The organism is Microbacterium sp. Soil_C_42 (assembly GCF_057656735.1).
Genome location: NZ_JBDGJU010000015.1, coordinates 60,146 through 75,582, shown reverse-complemented (window position 1 = coordinate 75,582; position 15,437 = coordinate 60,146). Strand labels below are relative to the sequence as shown.

Below are 15,437 nucleotides of genomic sequence, written 5' to 3'. Positions count from 1 at the left end.
GCGCATCCGGCATGGGGCGCCCGCTCAGCAGGAGCTCGAAGGGACCCGCTGTGATGAAGAAAGATCGCTCCTGGACCGCGTGAGAGGGCGATGTCCGGTCGGTGTCCTCCTACGGAACGGACGGATGCTGCACCCACGCGTACTCGGACTCCGGCCGGCCGCGCGTGCCGTAGCGCGCCGCGCGGTGCGCTCGACCCTCGGCCACGAGGTGCTCGAGGTAGCGACGAGCGGCGACGCGCGACATCCCCAGCCGCTCCGCGGCCTCCGCGGCCGAGACCGGGCCGCGCTCGCGCACCTCGTCGCTGATGCGGGCGAGCGTGTCGGCGGAGAGGCCCTTCGGCAGCGCGACCGGCGCCGCGGGGCGCAGCGCCCCGAGGAGCGCGTCGATCTCGGCCTGCGTCGGCGCGCCCGCGGCTTCGGCCGCGCGTCGACGGAACTCGCGGTACTGCTCCAGGCGCTCGCGGAAGACCGCGAAGGTGAACGGCTTGACGAGGTACTGCGCGACGCCGAGCGACACCATCTGCCGCACGACGTCGGCGTCGCGGACACCGGTTATCGCGATGACATCGACGGCGGCGCCGCGGGCGCGCACGTGCCGCAGCACGTCCAGCCCCGTGCCGTCCGGCATCGTGACGTCCAGCAGCACGAGGTCGATCTCGTTGCCGCGCTCCAGCACGGCCTCGATCGCGGCGCGAGCGCCCGTGCACTCGGCGACGGCCTCGAAGTCGTCCAGGCGAGCGAGGTAGTCCCGGTGCAGCTCGAGCGTGAGCGCGTCGTCGTCGACGAGGAGGACGCGGATCATGTCGCCCTCGCCGGAAGGGTGACCACGAAGACCGTGGGGTCGTCGCGCAGCTCCACGTGACCGCCGGCGCTCGCCACGATCGAGCGCACGAGCGCGAGGCCCACCCCGCGCCCCTCGGCTCCGCCGGGCTTGGTGGTGAAGCCATGCTCGTAGATGCGCTCGCGCAGCGCCTCGGGCACGCCGGTGCCGCTGTCCGACACCTCCAGCCGCAGGGCGGCGGGGGAGGAGGGCGTCCTCCCGAAGACGACGCGCACCCAGCGAGGCGCCTCCGCTGCGGCCGCGGCATCCATCGCGTTGTCGATGAGGTTGCCGACCACCGATACCGCGTCGACGGGCGACAGCACGCTTCGCGGCGCATCCGGGTCGATCTCGGCCGACCACTCGATGCCGCGCTCACGCGCCTGGGCCGCCTTGCCCAGCAGCAGCGCCCCCACGGTGGGGTCGCCGCCGCGCCGGGCGGCCACCTGGTCGACGAGCTCCTGGCTCTGCCGAGACGTCTCGGTGAGGATCTCGATCGCCTCGCCCGTGCGGCCGAGCTCGAGCAGCGACACGGCGGTGTGCATGCGGTTGCCGTGCTCGTGGGTCTGCGCGCGCAGCGCCTCGCCGAGCGTCCGCACGGACTCGTACGAGGCGACCGCGTCGCGGATCGCCCCGGCGGGCAGGTCGCCCGCGACGCGTCGCGTCGTGCGACGGGCGAGCCACGCGCCCACCAGACCCGCCGCGAGGAGGGCGAGGGCGATCGACACGACGAAGGGCAGCCGTGGCAGGATCTTCGACCAGATGCTGCCGATCGTGACGCCGACCGAGACCCAGCCGACGAGCTCGCCCTCGGCGGTCACCGGCACGATGGTCCGCACCGACGGGCCCAGCGTGCCCGTGAACTCCTCGGTGAAGACGCTCGGCGTGCTCGGGATCGTGCCGAGGTAGTGCCGGCCGATCTCGGCGGGGTCGCGGTGACTGACGCGGATGCCGTCCGGGGTCATGATCGTGACGAAGTCGAGGCCTGTCTGTGCCATCACGTCGGCCGCCAGCGGCTGCAGCGCCGCCGAAGGGCCGGCCGCGCTCAGGGACTGCGCCACCTGGGGCAATGACGCGAGGGACGACGCGACGGCCCGCGTCACCTCCTCCGCTTCGTTGCGTTCGGAGCGCTCGGCGTCGAGCACGAGCACGGCGGCGAGGGCGGCGACGATCACGGCCGCCGAGACGGCGACGACCACGAACACGCGCGATGCGGCGCTGCCGTGCTGCGTCTTCGCTGACATGGCCCTCCTCGTCGATGCCGCCGCCTCCATCCTCGCCCGTCGAGGGCGCACGCGGGAGTCTTCGGGTGCGACCAATACGACCGCAAATCGCCGGCTGCCGCCGCGGCGCGCACGCTGAGTCACACGCCGCCCTCTCGAGCGGCACAGCGGAAACACCGCCGTTTCATCCCGCAGGAGGCAATGATGGCTCTCTCGACCCGCACCACGTCCTTCACGCTCCCCGGCTTCAACTGGAGACGTGGCAAGCAGGCGTGGGACAAGCACACCTGGCTGTACCTCTCGGTCATCGCTGCCGTCGTCCTCGGCGCGATCGTCGGGCTGGTCTGGCCCGACGTCGGCGTCGCGCTCAAGCCGCTCGGCGAGGGCTTCGTCGCGCTCATCAAGATGATGATCGCGCCGATCATCTTCTGCACGATCGTGGTGGGCGTCGGGTCCATCGCGAAAGCGGCCACCGTCGGCAAGATCGGCGGTCTCGCGCTGCTGTACTTCATGGTGATGTCGACCTTCGCGCTCGCCATCGGCCTCGTCGTCGGCAACCTGCTGCACCCGGGCGAGGGCCTGAACATGGCGAACGCCACCTACGAGGCGACCGCCGAGGCGAAGACGACGCAGGAGTTCATCCTCGGCATCATCCCGACGACGTTCTTCTCGGCCTTCACCGGCGAGAGCGTGCTGCAGGTCCTGTTCATCGCACTGCTCGTCGGCTTCGCGCTGCAGCAGATGGGCGACAAGGGGACGCCGATCATGAACGCGGTGAAGCACCTGCAGGCGCTGGTCTTCCGAATCCTCGGCATGATCCTGTGGCTCGCGCCGATCGGAGCGTTCGGCGCCATCGCAGCCGTGGTCGGCAACACCGGCATCGCCGCGATCTGGGCACTCGGCACGCTGATGATCGCGTTCTACATCACGTGCGTGCTCTTCATCGTGGGCATTCTCGGCACCCTGCTGTACGCCGTCGCCCGCGTGAACATCTTCAGCCTCATCAAGTACCTGGCCCGCGAGTACCTGCTGATCGTCGGCACGTCCTCCTCCGAATCGGCGCTGCCCCGCCTCATCGCGAAGATGGAGCACCTCGGCGTCTCGAAGCCGGTGGTGGGCATCACCGTGCCGACCGGCTACTCGTTCAACCTCGACGGCACCGCGATCTACCTGACGATGGCCTCACTGTTCATCGCGAGCGGCATGGGCGCCCCGATGTCGATCGGTCAGCAGATCGGCCTTCTCGTCTTCATGATCATCGCCTCGAAGGGTGCCGCCGGCGTCACCGGTGCGGGACTGGCGACGCTCGCCGGCGGCCTGCAGGCGTACCGGCCCGACCTCGTGAACGGCGTCGGCGTCATCGTCGGCATCGACCGGTTCATGTCGGAGGGCCGCGCGCTCACGAACTTCACCGGCAATGCCGTCGCGACGGTGCTGATCGGCACGTGGACGAAGGAGTTCGACGCTCCCCGCGCGCGCCGAGTGCTCGCCGGCGAGCTGCCGTTCGATGAGACGACGCTGTCGGGCGAGGGCCACGACGGGATGTCGCGCGCCGCAGACGCGGTCGGCGTGCAGGGACTCGAAGAGGCGGCCGTCACTGAGGCGGAAGCCAAGGAGCGCCGCGCCCGCGAACGCGAGCAGCTGCTGTCGCGCTGAGCGGACGAAACGGGTGGGCGCGGGTCGGACCCGCGCCCACCCGTTCAGTCGTCCGGCGCGATCTCGCCGGATTCGATGGCAGACTCGCGCTCCTCGAGTTCGAGCTCGTCGACATCCTCTTCGACCGCCTCGAGCGGGTCGATGGTCGGTGGCGGGAGCTCGAACTCCACGCTGTCGTCGACGGGCACATCGCGCTCGTCGTCGGGGATCCGCTCCCGGAAGTCGCTCATGGCCTGCTCGCGATCACTGCCCGCCGTACGGCGGCAGCTCGTCGGCCTCGTTCGCGACCTCGTGGAACGCCGGGTCGAAGACCATGGCCTTCTCCTATCCGCTCTTGCGACGGAACTCGCGCTTCGTGACCGCGCCGTGCGTGCCGTGGATCGCGGAGTCGCCATCCATGTGGGCCTCGCCCTCGCGGTGGTTCGCGTTCTTCTTGTCGAGTGCTTCCTTGAACTTGCGCTTCATCTCATCGGATGCCGCAGACGCCGGCTTCTCGTCGGTGCTCATGCCCCCACCCTAGGCGCGGCATCCGACGCTCGCCAGAGTGGGGGCCGATGGGCATGCTGCTGATAGGCTTGGGCGGGTTGCCGTGTGGCAACCGCTCAATTCCACATGTGAGCACTGTGCTTCAAATGGGCACTGTGGAGCAGGCCGGCAGGAAGCTGGTCCCCTGTGGTGGATTCCCCGCCGGACGACGTCGGGTGATCTTCTACTGGTGACCAGCGCTGGCGAATCCCGCGGCACTCCCGCGCGCCGAGATCTGCCTGTTCCTGCTCCTTCGCACAAGCTCGTGCGCGAAACGCGCGTGCGAGCCTAAACAAAGAAGGAGAGACCTCTTGGAAGGTCCTGAAATCACCGCCGCTGAGGCCGTTCTCGACAACGGCCGCTTCGGCACCCGTACCGTCCGGTTCGAGACCGGACGACTCGCGCAGCAGGCACAGGGTGCCGTCGCCGCGTACCTCGACGAGGAGACGATGCTCCTGTCGGCGACCAGCGCCGGCAAGTCGCCTCGTGAGGGCTTCGACTTCTTCCCGCTGACCGTCGACGTCGAAGAGCGTTCGTATGCCGCGGGCAAGATCCCCGGTTCGTTCTTCCGTCGCGAGGGCCGTCCCTCGACCGAGGCGATCCTCGTCTGCCGTCTGATCGACCGCCCCCTGCGCCCGTCGTTCGTCGACGGCCTCCGCAACGAGGTGCAGATCGTCGTCACGGTGCTCTCGATCGCGCCGGGCGAGTTCTACGACGCGCTCGCGATCAACGCGGCCTCGCTGTCGACCCAGATCTCGGGTCTGCCGTTCTCGGGCCCGATCGCCGGTGTGCGCCTCGCTCTCATCCCGGGACACGGCGAGCACGCCGACCAGTGGATCGCGTTCCCGACGGTCACCCAGCTCGAGGAGGCCGTGTTCGACCTCATCGTCGCCGGTCGCGTCCTGCCCGACGGCGACGTCGCGATCATGATGGTCGAGGCCGAGGCCACCGAGCACAGCTGGAACCTCATCAAGGCGGGGGCCACCAAGCCGAACGAGGAGATCGTCGCGCAGGGCCTCGAGGCCTCGAAGCCCTTCATCAAGGAGCTCGTCGCGGCGCAGAACGTCGTCGCCAACACCGCGGCGAAGGAGATCAAGGAGTTCCCCGTCTTCCTGCCGTACAGCCAGGAGACGTACGACTTCGTCGCGCACCGCGCGTACGACAAGCTCGTCCCGATCTACCAGATCGCCGACAAGCAGGACCGCCAGAACGCCGACGACGAGCTGAAGGACGCCGTCAAGGCGGAGCTTCTCGCCGCCGTCGAGTCGGGCGAGCTCCCGGCCGTCGCGACGACCGAGTTCTCTGCCGCCTACAAGTCGGTCACCAAGAAGATCGTCCGCGGACGCATCCTCGCCGAGGGCGTCCGCATGGACGGTCGCGGCCTCGCCGACATCCGTCCGCTCGACGCCGAGGTGCAGGTCATCCCGCGCGTCCACGGCTCGGCGATCTTCCAGCGCGGCGAGACCCAGATCCTGGGCGTCACCACGCTGAACATGCTCAAGATGGAGCAGCAGATCGACTCGCTGTCGCCGGTCACGAGCAAGCGCTACATGCACCACTACAACTTCCCGCCCTACTCGACCGGTGAGACCGGCCGTGTCGGCAGCCCGAAGCGTCGCGAGATCGGGCACGGCTTCCTGGCCGAGCGCGCGCTCGTGCCGGTGCTGCCCAGCCGCGAGGAGTTCCCGTACGCGATCCGCCAGGTGTCCGAGGCTCTCGGCTCGAACGGCTCGACGTCGATGGGCTCGGTGTGCGCCTCGACCCTGTCGCTGCTGAACGCGGGTGTGCCGCTGCGCGCTCCCGTCGCCGGCATCGCGATGGGTCTCGTGTCGGACGAGGTCGACGGCCAGACGCGCTACGCCGCGCTGACCGACATCCTCGGCGCCGAGGACGCCCTCGGCGACATGGACTTCAAGGTGGCCGGCACCAGCGAGTTCGTCACCGCGATCCAGCTCGACACGAAGCTCGACGGCATCCCGTCGTCGGTGCTCGCCGCGGCGCTCACGCAGGCCAAGGACGCGCGCCTCACGATCCTGGGCGTGCTCAACGCTGCGATCGACGGCCCCGACGAGATGGCTCCGACCGCCCCGCGCGTCATCAGCGTGCAGATCCCGGTCGACAAGATCGGCGAGCTGATCGGCCCGAAGGGCAAGACGATCAACGCGATCCAGGATGAGACCGGCGCGCAGATCTCCATCGAGGAGGACGGCACCGTCTACATCGGCGCCACCGACGGTCCCTCCGCCGAGGCGGCCCGCGCTCAGGTGAACGCGATCGCCAACCCCACCAACCCGGAGGTCGGCGAGCAGTTCCTCGGAACGGTCGTCAAGATCGCGACGTTCGGCGCGTTCATCTCGCTCCTGCCCGGCAAGGACGGCCTGCTGCACGTCAGCGAGGTCCGCAAGCTCGCCGGCGGCAAGCGCGTGGAGAACGTCGAGGACGTGCTCTCTGTGGGTCAGAAGCTGCTCGTCAAGATCACGAAGATCGACGACCGTGGCAAGCTCTCGCTCGAGCCGGTGCTCGAGGAGGCTGCTGACCAGGAGGGTCGCGCTGCGGCCAGCGAGGGCCCGGAGGCTCCCGCCGAAGGCTGACGCCTCGCCGTCCGGTGAGACCGGGCGTGCAATCACGGATGCCCGTCCCCGAGAGGGGGCGGGCATCCGTCGTACGTCGTCCGGTAGGTGCTTCGCGCATGTTGTCCACCGAACAGGGGACGCCTCCCCTAGGGATCAGCCTTTCGTGACCAAAGCGTTATGCAATGTTTATCCATAGTTCGCCTCAGGTAACAGCGCCCTGTCCGGACTGCCCTACCCTTTGTGTAAGCGCCGGGGGGCGCAGACAGTGATCACGACTCCCGTAGGGAATCTCGTGAGGGGGTGGCACATGGCTTACTTCGGCGTTGACTCGACGCTCCCGTCGTCGAGTCCGGATGCCGCGTCCGCACAGCCGGGCGCCGTCGTGCGCGGCCCGCATCCCTCCGCGCCGATCCCCGTCCAGGGCCCTTCGATCGGCAGCAATGTGCGCGTCGCACTCGGTGAGAGCGGCTCGAGCATCTTCCCGCTGATCCTCGGTGCCGCCGAGTTCGGGTGGAACGTCGACCTCGAGTCGAGCCACGCGATCCTCGACACGTATGCCGAACTGGGCGGCAACGCCGTGCACACGGCCGACAGCTACTCGAGCGGTCGCAGCGAGCACATCATCGGCCAGTGGCTGCAGTCCCGCGGCCTCCGCGACGATATCGTCCTCGCCGTCCGCGTCGGCGGCCATGCCGACAACCCCGGTCTCGGCCCGGTCAACCTCGTGCGCGCCGTCGAGGCTTCGCTGACCCGCCTGCGCACCGACCGCATCGACGTCCTCTACCTCGACGCGACCACCGATCGTGCGTCGTCGCTCGAAGACACGCTCGCCACGGCGGAGTGGCTCGTCGAGACCGGCAAGGTGCGGGCGATCGGCGCGATCGGCTACAGCGCCGCGCAGCTCGTCGAAGCGCGCATCTTCGCGTCGGCGGGCTACCCCCGGATCGCCGTGCTCGACGTCCCGTTCAACGTGCTGCGCCGCCACGAGTTCGACGCCGATCTGCGTCTCGTCGCCGGGGCGCAGGGCATGGCGGTGACCCCGTCGCACGCGCTGGAGCACGGGTTCCTCGCGGGCCGGCAGCGCTCGAAGATCCGTGGCGCCCTCTCGGTGCGCGGCGCGCAGCTCGCGGCCAACCTCAACCGCCGGGGGAGCCGTACCCTGCGCGCGCTCGACGCCGTCGGCGCCGTGCTGGGCGTCCCCGATGCGGCCGTGGCCGTCGCGTGGCTGCTCTCGCAGAAGCTCGTCACCGCGCCCATCGTGAACGCGTACGCGCCGCAGCACGTCGAGGAGCTCGTGCAGGGCGTCGGCGTGCGCCTCAGCCGCGGCCAGCTGTCGGACATCGGGCGCGCCTCGGAGTAGTCGCCCGCGCTTGGGACTCGCCGTCCACAGTCGCTGAATCGCCCCGGGGACGTGTCGTAGGCTGGATGTCGTGCCTTCCCCAAGGGCACGAGATCCCCGACGGAGTGAACTGCGTGACGCACTACATCTACCTCGTGCGGCATGGCGAACATCAGGATGCCGAGCACGGACTCGTCGACGGGCCGCTGTCGCCTCGCGGTCGCCGGCAGGCCGCGCTGCTGGCGGATCGGCTCTCCGGGGTGCCGTTCGACGCGCTGTGGCATTCGCCGCTCGAACGCGCCAGCCAGACGGCTCGCGCGGTCACCGAACGGATGCCGTCGCTCACGCCCGAACCGTCCGCGCTGCTGTTCGACTGCGTGCCCACGGGCATGACCGACGAGACGCCCGCCGCCTTCGAGCCGTTCTTCGGTTCGGTCACCGAAGCCGAGGTCGAGGCCGGCCGTGCGCAGATGTCCGACGCGACGAGCGAGTTCCTGGCGCGCAAGCGCGGCGAGGTGCACGAACTCCTGATCACCCATAACTTCGTGATCGCGTGGTTCGTGCGCGAGGTGCTGCAGGCGCCCGACTGGCGCTGGATGACGCTCAATCAGGCGCACTGCGGACTGACCGTGATCGCGCAGAAGCAGGGGCGCCCGTGGACGCTCCTGTCGCACAACGATCTCGCGCACCTTCCGGTCGAGCTGCGGACCGGTCTGCCCGAGGTCTATCCCGTCTGACCCGCCTCGCGTTCAGAGCACCTTGCCGTACCAGCGGGTCGCGTTCGGGTTGTCGTTGTAGGGCTCGATCGCGACGAATCCGGTGCGCGCGTAGAGCGCGCCGGCGGCCTCGAGCGAGTGGTGCGTGTCGAGCACGAGCTCGGCGGCGCCGAACCCACGGGCGCGCTCGACGAGGTCCTCGACGAGCAGGCGGCCCCACCCGCGCCCGCGTGCGACCGGCCGCAGGTACAGGTGCTTCAGCTCGTACCGCGGCCCGCGCGGCCCCTCAGGGATGAGACGGATGCCTCCGCAGCCCTGTGCCACGCCCGCGTCGTCGTCGAGCAGGACGAAGACGCCGGCGGGCGGCACGAAGGCCGCCGGATCGGGGAAGGTCGTCCGGTACGCGACGCCCTGGTCGGCGAATCCTTCGGTGCGGGTCCGGAAGTACTCGGCGAGGAGGTCGTGGGCGTCGGGCGCGTCGACAGGGGAGGGTCGGAGAGTCACCACGGCCTCCAGCGTAGGCGTCTGCCGCGGCCGGCAGGCCCGGCTGCTCGCCGGCCCCCCGCCTAGGATGGAGGCATGACGACACGCGTGGCCATCGTGGGCGGCACCGGAAAGCTCGGAGCGATCATCCGCGACGTGGTCGACGTCGAACCCGGATTCGAGGTCGCCGGGGTGCTGTCGTCCCGGTCGGAACTGTCCGAGCTCGACGGCGCAGACCTGGTGGTGGACGCGTCGACGCCCGCCGTGTCGATCGACGTGGTCCGCGCCGCGATCGAGCGTGGCATCAACGTGCTCATCGGCACCTCCGGCTGGTCGGCCGAGCGCATCGCGCTGGTCCGTCCTCTCGTCGAGGCCGCCGGCACGGGTGCCGTCTTCATCCCCAACTTCTCGCTCGGCTCCGTGCTGGGCTCGGCGCTCGCGGCCGCCGCCGCGCCGTTCTTCCCGTCGATCGAGATCGTCGAGGCGCATCGCGAGACCAAGATCGACTCGCCGAGCGGCACCGCCGTGCGCACGGCCGAGCTCATCGCCGCCGCGCGCGACGGAGTCGGCCCGGTCGAGTCGCCGCACGTCGACCAGCGCGCCCGCGGCCAGCAGGTCGCGAGCGTGCCGATCCACTCGCTGCGCCGCCCGGGCGTCGTCGCCCGGCAGGAGACGATCCTGTCGGGGGCAGGGGAGTCGCTCACCATCGTGCACGACACCGTGGAGCCGGCACAGGCGTACGGTCCCGGCATCCGCCTCGCCCTCGCCGCTGCGCGCGACGCCTCGGGTGTCACCGTCGGCCTCGACAGCCTGATCGACATCGGCATCGGTCGCCGCGCGGCGCAGTCCGACGGTCGGCCCGTCGACGAGGGCGGCGTGCCCGGCCAGGTCGCCCGCACGACCGGGGCATGAGCGCGCGCATCGGCGTCGCCGTCATGGCGGCGCTGCTCGCGCTGTACATCGTGCTGGTAGGGCAGCGGGCGTGGCTCCTGCTCGCCAGCGGCGACCCGGTCGGCATCGCGATGGGCGCGGCGCTCGTCGTGCTGCCGCTCATCGCCGCGTGGGCGCTCGGGCGGGAGCTGGGGTTCGGCGTACGCGCGCAGCAGCTCGGCAAGCGGCTCGAGGCCGAGGACGCCCTGCCGCGGGAGGAGGTCGCCGTGCGTCCGAGCGGCCGCGTGATGCGCGAGGACGGAGACGCCGTCTTCCCCGCGTACCGCGCCGACGTCGAGGCCCACCCCGACGATTGGCGGGCGTGGTACCGGCTCGGACTCGCCTACGACGCCGCCGGCGACCGCCGTCGCGCACGCGAGGCGGTGCGGGCCGCCATCCGGCTCGAGAAGGCCGACCGCGCCGGCTGAGCCTGGCGCCGGATCAGGATGCCGCGGGCACGGCGGCCGCCACCGCGTCTTCGACCGTCGCGTGGGAGAACGCGAACCCCGACTCCTCGAGCGCCTGTGGCACCACGTGCGCATCCGCGGTGAGGATCGCCTCTGTGGCGTCCGCGCCGAGCGCGAGCTTCATGCCCCACACCGGCGCGCGCAGAAGGAACGGGCGGTTCATCCGCACCGCGAGCGCGAACCCGAGGTCGTTCGCGGTGGCGCGCGTCGGTCCGGACAGGTTCACGGGACCGGTGAGGCGGGCGTCGATCACGTGCCGGATCGCGCGCACCGCGTCCTCGAGCGAGATCCACGGCCAGGCCTGCGTCCCACGGCCGATCGGGCCGGAGAGTCCCAGCTTGGTCAGGACCATCAGCGGCTTCAGCACGCCGTCGGCGTGCACGACCGGGGCCGTGCGCAGCACCGAGACCGCAGCATCCGTCCCCGCGCCGTATGCCGCCGCCTCCCACTCGCCGCAGAGATCCGCGAGGAACGACTCGCCGCGTGGGGCGTCCTCCAAGAGGCGCACGCCCGGCGCCGAGCCGTAGTAGCCCACGGCCGATGCCGACACGAAGTGCGGGGCCGCTGCACCGAGCTCGCGCACCGCGCGGGCGAGCGCGCGCGTCGGAGCGATGCGCGACCACAGCAGGGTGCTCTTGTACGACGGCGTCCACGGGAAGCGCCCGATGCTCGCACCGTTGAGCCCGACGACCGCGTCCGCCCCCTCGAGCACCGCGGGATCCAGCGGCTCGGCCGTCGTGAGCCATTCGACTTCGTGCGCGGCCTCGGCGGGGCGGCGCACGAGGGTCGTCACCTCGATGCCGTCGGCGCGGAGGCTCTCGGCGAGCGCCCGGCCGATGAGGCCGGACGCCCCGGCGACGACGATCCGCCGGCCGTCGTCATCGCCGGGTGGGCCTTCAGGCAAGCGTGGCCTCGATCGTGATCTCGATGCCCGCCAGGGCCTGCGAGACGGGGCATCCGGCCTTTGCGCTCTGGGCGAGTCGCTCGAAGTCCTCGGGCTCGAGTCCCGGGACGACCGCGTTGACGTTCAGGTGACTGCCGGTGATGCCCGTGCCCGGCTTGAACGTGACCGAGGCGGTCGTGTCGATCGACTCCGCGGGCGTGCCGTTCTCGGCCAGTGCGAGCGAGAACGCCATGCTGAAGCACGACGCGTGCGCGGCCGCGATCAGCTCCTCCGGCGTCGTGACCGACGTGGATCCCTCGCTGCGGGCCTTCCAGTTGACGGGGAAGGTCCCGAGGCCGGACGACACGAACGTGGTCTCGCCGGAGCCGTCGAACAGACCGCCCTTCCATACCGTGGTTGCTTCGCTCGTGACGGTCATGTGGGCCTCCTCGCTGGCGGGGCGCCCGCGTGCCGGGCGTCTCGCGTCAGCCTATGGCGTCGGGCTGGCGCACCGCGATGGGTTGACACCGGATGCCGCGCCCCTCGGTGTGCGGACGGCCGACGCGGTGTCAGGCCGACGCCGGGCGGGTGCGGCCGACGATGCCGGCGCGCTGCAGGAGGAGGTAGAGCTGGCAGCCGAGGCAGAGCCCGAACACGGCGTTGAGGAACGCGGCGATGAAGGCCGCCGCGGCGGCGATCGTCAATGCCCACGGCACGCCGAACAGCTGCAGCACGAGACCGAGAGCCGACACGAACAGGCCGACGCCCTGCGCGAAGCGCGGCGGGCGCGGGTCCTCGAGCTCGGTGGGAGCCGACAGGCGCGGAGCCACGGCCGCGCGGTAGAGCGCGCCCCACGGCGCGGTGCGCGGCGAGACGACGCCCCACAGGAAGAGCAGGGTCGTCACGAGCAGCAGGAGAAAAGCGGGGTCCAGGATCCGCTGGGCGACGCTCGCCGCGGAGATCGCCCATCCCTCGGCCGTCTGCGCCGTCGAGAGGCCGGTGAGCCCGAGGAACACGACGATCAGCAGGAGCACGGCGGTGATGCCGGCCGCGAAGCGCGGACCGCGGGGATCGATCCCGCGCGGGGTCGCAGCATCCCGTCGCTCAGACATTCGCGTCCTCCGCGATCAGGCGGTTGAGCTCGAGCTCGAGCACGTCGCGACCCGGGGCGCCCCCGAAGCGGGTCTGCACGACGCCGTTGCGGTCGAGCACGAGCGTGGTCGGCGTCTGCAGGACGTGGAAGTGCTTCGCGATGTCGGGGCGGTGGGTCAGGTCGACGTCGAGGTGGCGCACGCCCTCGTGATCGTCGGCGATGGCCGCGAGCGTGCGGTGCACACCCGGACAGCGGGCGCAGAGCTCGGTGCTGAACTGCAGGAGGGTGGCGACTTCGCCGAGCCCGTCGGCGCCGAGCCGGTGAGGTTCGACGACCTCGTGCTCGACGTTGCGGCGGGCCTGCGACTGTCGCCAGTTCAGGAAGACGCCGAGTGCCACCGTCGCCGCGAGCAGCACGGCGAGGGCGATGAGGGCTCCGACCAGGGTCACAGCAGATCAGGCTAACCCCTTTCACCTGAATGGAGGCCGAATCGGCGAATATGACGCGATCGATGTCACAGAAGGCGACTCGGCGCTGTGAGGAGAGCACGCGGTGCGGGCACGGCCGGGATGTCCCGGGGCGCGGGTATCGTGGCAGCCGTGACGACGCCGATCCCGACCCCGTACGAAGACCTTCTGCGAGACGTGCTCGAGCACGGCACCCACAAGGACGACCGCACCGGCACCGGCACGACGAGTGCGTTCGGCCGCCAGATCCGGTTCGACCTGTCGCAGGGCTTCCCGCTCATCACGACCAAGCGCGTGCACTTCAAGTCGATCGCCTATGAGCTGCTGTGGTTCCTCCGCGGCGAGTCGAATGTGGCGTGGCTGCAGGAGAACGGCGTCACCATCTGGGACGAGTGGGCGGATGCCGCCGGCGAGCTGGGCCCGGTCTACGGAGTGCAATGGCGGTCGTGGCCGACGCCGTCGGGCGACCACATCGACCAGATCGCGCTCGTGCTCGACCAGATCCGCGCGAACCCCGATTCGCGTCGGCTCATCGTGTCGGCGTGGAACCCCGCCGACATCCCCGACATGGCGCTCGCGCCGTGCCATGCGATGTTCCAGTTCTACGTGGCCGACGGCAAGCTGTCGTGCCAGCTGTACCAGCGCAGTGCCGACCTCTTCCTCGGCGTCCCCTTCAATATCGCGTCGTACGCGCTGCTGACCCTCATGGTGGCGCAGCAGGCGGGGCTCGAGCCGGGCGACTTCGTGTGGACCGGCGGCGACTGCCACATCTACGACAACCACCTCGAGCAGGTGCGCGAGCAGCTCACGCGCGAGCCGTACCCGTATCCGACGCTGCGCATCGCGCGCACGCCCGACTCGATCTTCGACTACCGCTACGACGACTTCGTGCTCGAGGACTACCAGCACCACCCCGCGATCCGCGGGGCGGTCGCGGTATGACGGCCCCGGTCGGCCTCATCTGGGCGGAGGCGCACGACGGCGTGATCGGCGCCGACGGCGGCATGCCGTGGCATGTTCCCGAGGACCTCGCCCACTTCAAGGCGCTGACGCTCGGCGCACCGGTCGTGATGGGCCGCCGTACCTGGGAGTCGTTTCCCGCGCGCGTGCGCCCTCTGCCGGGACGGCGCAACATCGTGATCACCCGACAGCCGCAGTGGACGGATGCCGGCGCCGAGCGCACCGCATCGCTCGGGGCCGCGCTGGCCCTCGCCGACGAGGGCGAGCCCGAGCGCATCTGGGTGATCGGCGGCGGGCAGCTGTTCCAGGAGGCCATCGAGCTCGCCGACCTCCTCGAGGTCACCGAACTCGATGTCGCTGTCGAGGGTGACACCCTGGCGCCCGACCGTGCCGGCTGGGTCTCGGCCGCGACGGACCCGGTCGACGGCTGGCACACGTCGGGTTCCGGCATCCGCTACCGCTTCCTGCGGCTGGTGCGGCCGGCGGCGCACGGCTCGCGCTGACACGGCAATAGGCTGGCGCGCATGGCGAAGACGGCGCTCATCACCGGTGCGAGTTCGGGTCTCGGTGCGGAGTACGCGCGCCAGCTCGCAGCGAAGGGCGCGCACCTCGTGCTCGTCGCGCGCGACCGGCAGTCGCTCGAGCAGCTCGCCGTCCGGCTGCGGTCGACCTACGGGGTCGAGGTCGAGGTACTCGCGGCCGACCTGCTGAAGCGCCGCCAGCGCGAGCGGGTCGAGGCGCGCGTCGCCGACGAGGCCCGGCCGATCGAGATCCTCGTCAACAACGCGGGGTTCGGACTGCCCCTGGCGTTCGAGCGCAACGACATCGAGGACGAGGTCCGTCACCTCCAGGTGCACGTCGAGGTGCCGATGCGCCTCACGCACGCCGCACTGGGCGCGATGCTCGCCCGCGGGCACGGCCGCATCATCAACGTCGCATCGGTCGCCGCCTTCATCCCGCGCTCGACCTACGGTGCCTGCAAGGGGTGGCTCGTGAGCTTCAGCCGCTGGGCGAACGGCCGCTATGGTCCGCGAGGCGTCACGGTGACCGCGGTGTGCCCGGGCTACACCCACACGAACTTCCACGAACGCCTCGGGCTGCCCCCGGGCCAGGAGGGCGTCCCCGACGGGATGTGGCTCGACGCGCGCGACGTCGTCGCCGAGTCGCTGCGCGATGCGGCACGCGGTGCGGCGGTGTCGATCCCGTCGCTGCGGTACAAGGCGCTCGTGGCCCTGGCCCGGTTCGCCCCGCCGTCGGTCGCCGCGCGCATCGGAGAGCGCGGCCGCTGAGCCGAGCCCGGCG

General features: G+C 70.8%; 18 protein-coding genes. 9 read left to right on the top strand and 9 right to left on the bottom strand.

Annotated features, from left to right (window positions below; translation table 11 throughout):
- Positions 1-109: 109 nt before the first annotated feature.
- Complete coding sequence (locus tag AC3A46_RS11060; protein WP_487665216.1) at positions 110-802, bottom strand: response regulator; 693 nt, start codon at positions 800-802, stop codon at positions 110-112.
- The gene (locus AC3A46_RS11055) at positions 799-2,064 is read right to left on the bottom strand and encodes a sensor histidine kinase (RefSeq protein WP_487665215.1); all 1,266 of its coding nucleotides are present in this window, start codon (positions 2,062-2,064) and stop codon (positions 799-801) included. The genes AC3A46_RS11060 and AC3A46_RS11055 overlap by 4 nt, the downstream gene beginning before the upstream one ends.
- Before the next feature lie 183 nt (positions 2,065-2,247).
- Between AC3A46_RS11055 and AC3A46_RS11050 the strand changes: the two genes are divergently transcribed.
- Positions 2,248-3,699 carry a cation:dicarboxylate symporter family transporter gene (locus tag AC3A46_RS11050; protein ID WP_487665214.1) on the top strand — a complete coding sequence of 484 codons (1,452 nt, stop codon included), beginning with the start codon at positions 2,248-2,250 and terminating at the stop codon, positions 3,697-3,699.
- A gap of 44 nt (positions 3,700-3,743) precedes the next feature.
- On the opposite strand, the gene AC3A46_RS11045 is transcribed toward AC3A46_RS11050, so the two are convergent.
- Together AC3A46_RS11045 and AC3A46_RS11040 are read right to left on the bottom strand one after the other, a co-directional pair.
- Positions 3,744-3,929 carry a hypothetical protein gene (locus AC3A46_RS11045; RefSeq protein ID WP_487665213.1) on the bottom strand — a complete coding sequence of 62 codons (186 nt, stop codon included), beginning with the start codon at positions 3,927-3,929 and terminating at the stop codon, positions 3,744-3,746.
- Between the two features lie 94 nt (positions 3,930-4,023).
- On the bottom strand, positions 4,024-4,206 hold the full coding sequence (locus AC3A46_RS11040) for a DUF5302 domain-containing protein (RefSeq protein WP_056370116.1): 183 nt from the start codon (positions 4,204-4,206) through the stop codon (positions 4,024-4,026).
- Positions 4,207-4,535: 329 nt separating this feature from the next.
- On the opposite strand from AC3A46_RS11040, the gene AC3A46_RS11035 reads away from it, so the two are divergent.
- From AC3A46_RS11035 to AC3A46_RS11025, 3 genes are all read left to right on the top strand, one after another.
- Positions 4,536-6,815, top strand: coding sequence for a polyribonucleotide nucleotidyltransferase (locus AC3A46_RS11035; RefSeq protein ID WP_487665212.1), 2,280 nt, complete (start codon positions 4,536-4,538; stop codon positions 6,813-6,815).
- 289 nt (positions 6,816-7,104) lie between these two features.
- Entirely contained in the window at positions 7,105-8,157 is a 1,053-nt protein-coding gene (locus AC3A46_RS11030) for an aldo/keto reductase (RefSeq protein WP_487665211.1), read from the top strand.
- Positions 8,158-8,270: 113 nt separating this feature from the next.
- Entirely contained in the window at positions 8,271-8,873 is a 603-nt protein-coding gene (locus AC3A46_RS11025) for a histidine phosphatase family protein (RefSeq protein ID WP_487665210.1), read from the top strand.
- A 12-nt stretch (positions 8,874-8,885) separates the two neighbouring features.
- Here AC3A46_RS11025 and AC3A46_RS11020 read toward each other — a convergent pair whose 3' ends face one another.
- The gene (locus AC3A46_RS11020; protein WP_487665209.1) at positions 8,886-9,359 is read right to left on the bottom strand and encodes a GNAT family N-acetyltransferase; all 474 of its coding nucleotides are present in this window, start codon (positions 9,357-9,359) and stop codon (positions 8,886-8,888) included.
- A 72-nt stretch (positions 9,360-9,431) separates the two neighbouring features.
- Here AC3A46_RS11020 and AC3A46_RS11015 point away from each other — a divergent pair, with 72 nt between their 5' ends.
- Positions 9,432-10,247, top strand: coding sequence for a 4-hydroxy-tetrahydrodipicolinate reductase (locus AC3A46_RS11015; RefSeq protein ID WP_487665208.1), 816 nt, complete (start codon positions 9,432-9,434; stop codon positions 10,245-10,247).
- Positions 10,244-10,693: a hypothetical protein gene (locus tag AC3A46_RS11010; RefSeq protein ID WP_487665207.1), complete on the top strand. Its 450-nt coding sequence runs from the start codon at positions 10,244-10,246 to the stop codon at positions 10,691-10,693. The genes AC3A46_RS11015 and AC3A46_RS11010 overlap by 4 nt, the downstream gene beginning before the upstream one ends.
- Before the next feature lie 13 nt (positions 10,694-10,706).
- On the opposite strand, the gene AC3A46_RS11005 is transcribed toward AC3A46_RS11010, so the two are convergent.
- The 4 genes from AC3A46_RS11005 to AC3A46_RS10990 form a co-directional block, all read right to left on the bottom strand.
- Positions 10,707-11,636 (bottom strand): TIGR01777 family oxidoreductase, encoded by a 930-nt coding sequence (locus AC3A46_RS11005; RefSeq protein WP_487665206.1) that lies wholly within the window; start codon positions 11,634-11,636, stop codon positions 10,707-10,709.
- Entirely contained in the window at positions 11,629-12,054 is a 426-nt protein-coding gene (locus AC3A46_RS11000) for an OsmC family peroxiredoxin (protein WP_487665205.1), read from the bottom strand. The genes AC3A46_RS11005 and AC3A46_RS11000 overlap by 8 nt, the downstream gene beginning before the upstream one ends.
- A 130-nt stretch (positions 12,055-12,184) precedes the next feature.
- On the bottom strand, positions 12,185-12,727 hold the full coding sequence (locus tag AC3A46_RS10995; RefSeq protein WP_487665204.1) for a DUF4395 domain-containing protein: 543 nt from the start codon (positions 12,725-12,727) through the stop codon (positions 12,185-12,187).
- On the bottom strand, positions 12,720-13,157 hold the full coding sequence (locus tag AC3A46_RS10990; RefSeq protein WP_056370097.1) for a TlpA family protein disulfide reductase: 438 nt from the start codon (positions 13,155-13,157) through the stop codon (positions 12,720-12,722). Before AC3A46_RS10990 ends, AC3A46_RS10995 begins: the two co-directional genes overlap by 8 nt.
- 120 nt (positions 13,158-13,277) lie before the next feature.
- On the opposite strand from AC3A46_RS10990, the gene AC3A46_RS10985 reads away from it, so the two are divergent.
- From AC3A46_RS10985 to AC3A46_RS10975, 3 genes are read left to right on the top strand one after another with little or no spacing between them, the layout of a single operon-like run.
- Positions 13,278-14,117: a thymidylate synthase gene (locus AC3A46_RS10985; RefSeq protein ID WP_487665234.1), complete on the top strand. Its 840-nt coding sequence runs from the start codon at positions 13,278-13,280 to the stop codon at positions 14,115-14,117.
- A complete protein-coding gene (locus tag AC3A46_RS10980) occupies positions 14,114-14,638 on the top strand; it encodes a dihydrofolate reductase (protein WP_487665203.1) in 525 nt (174 codons plus the stop codon). The genes AC3A46_RS10985 and AC3A46_RS10980 overlap by 4 nt, the downstream gene beginning before the upstream one ends.
- 21 nt (positions 14,639-14,659) lie before the next feature.
- Positions 14,660-15,424 (top strand): SDR family NAD(P)-dependent oxidoreductase, encoded by a 765-nt coding sequence (locus tag AC3A46_RS10975; protein ID WP_487665202.1) that lies wholly within the window; start codon positions 14,660-14,662, stop codon positions 15,422-15,424.
- The last annotated feature ends 13 nt before the right edge of the window (positions 15,425-15,437 follow it).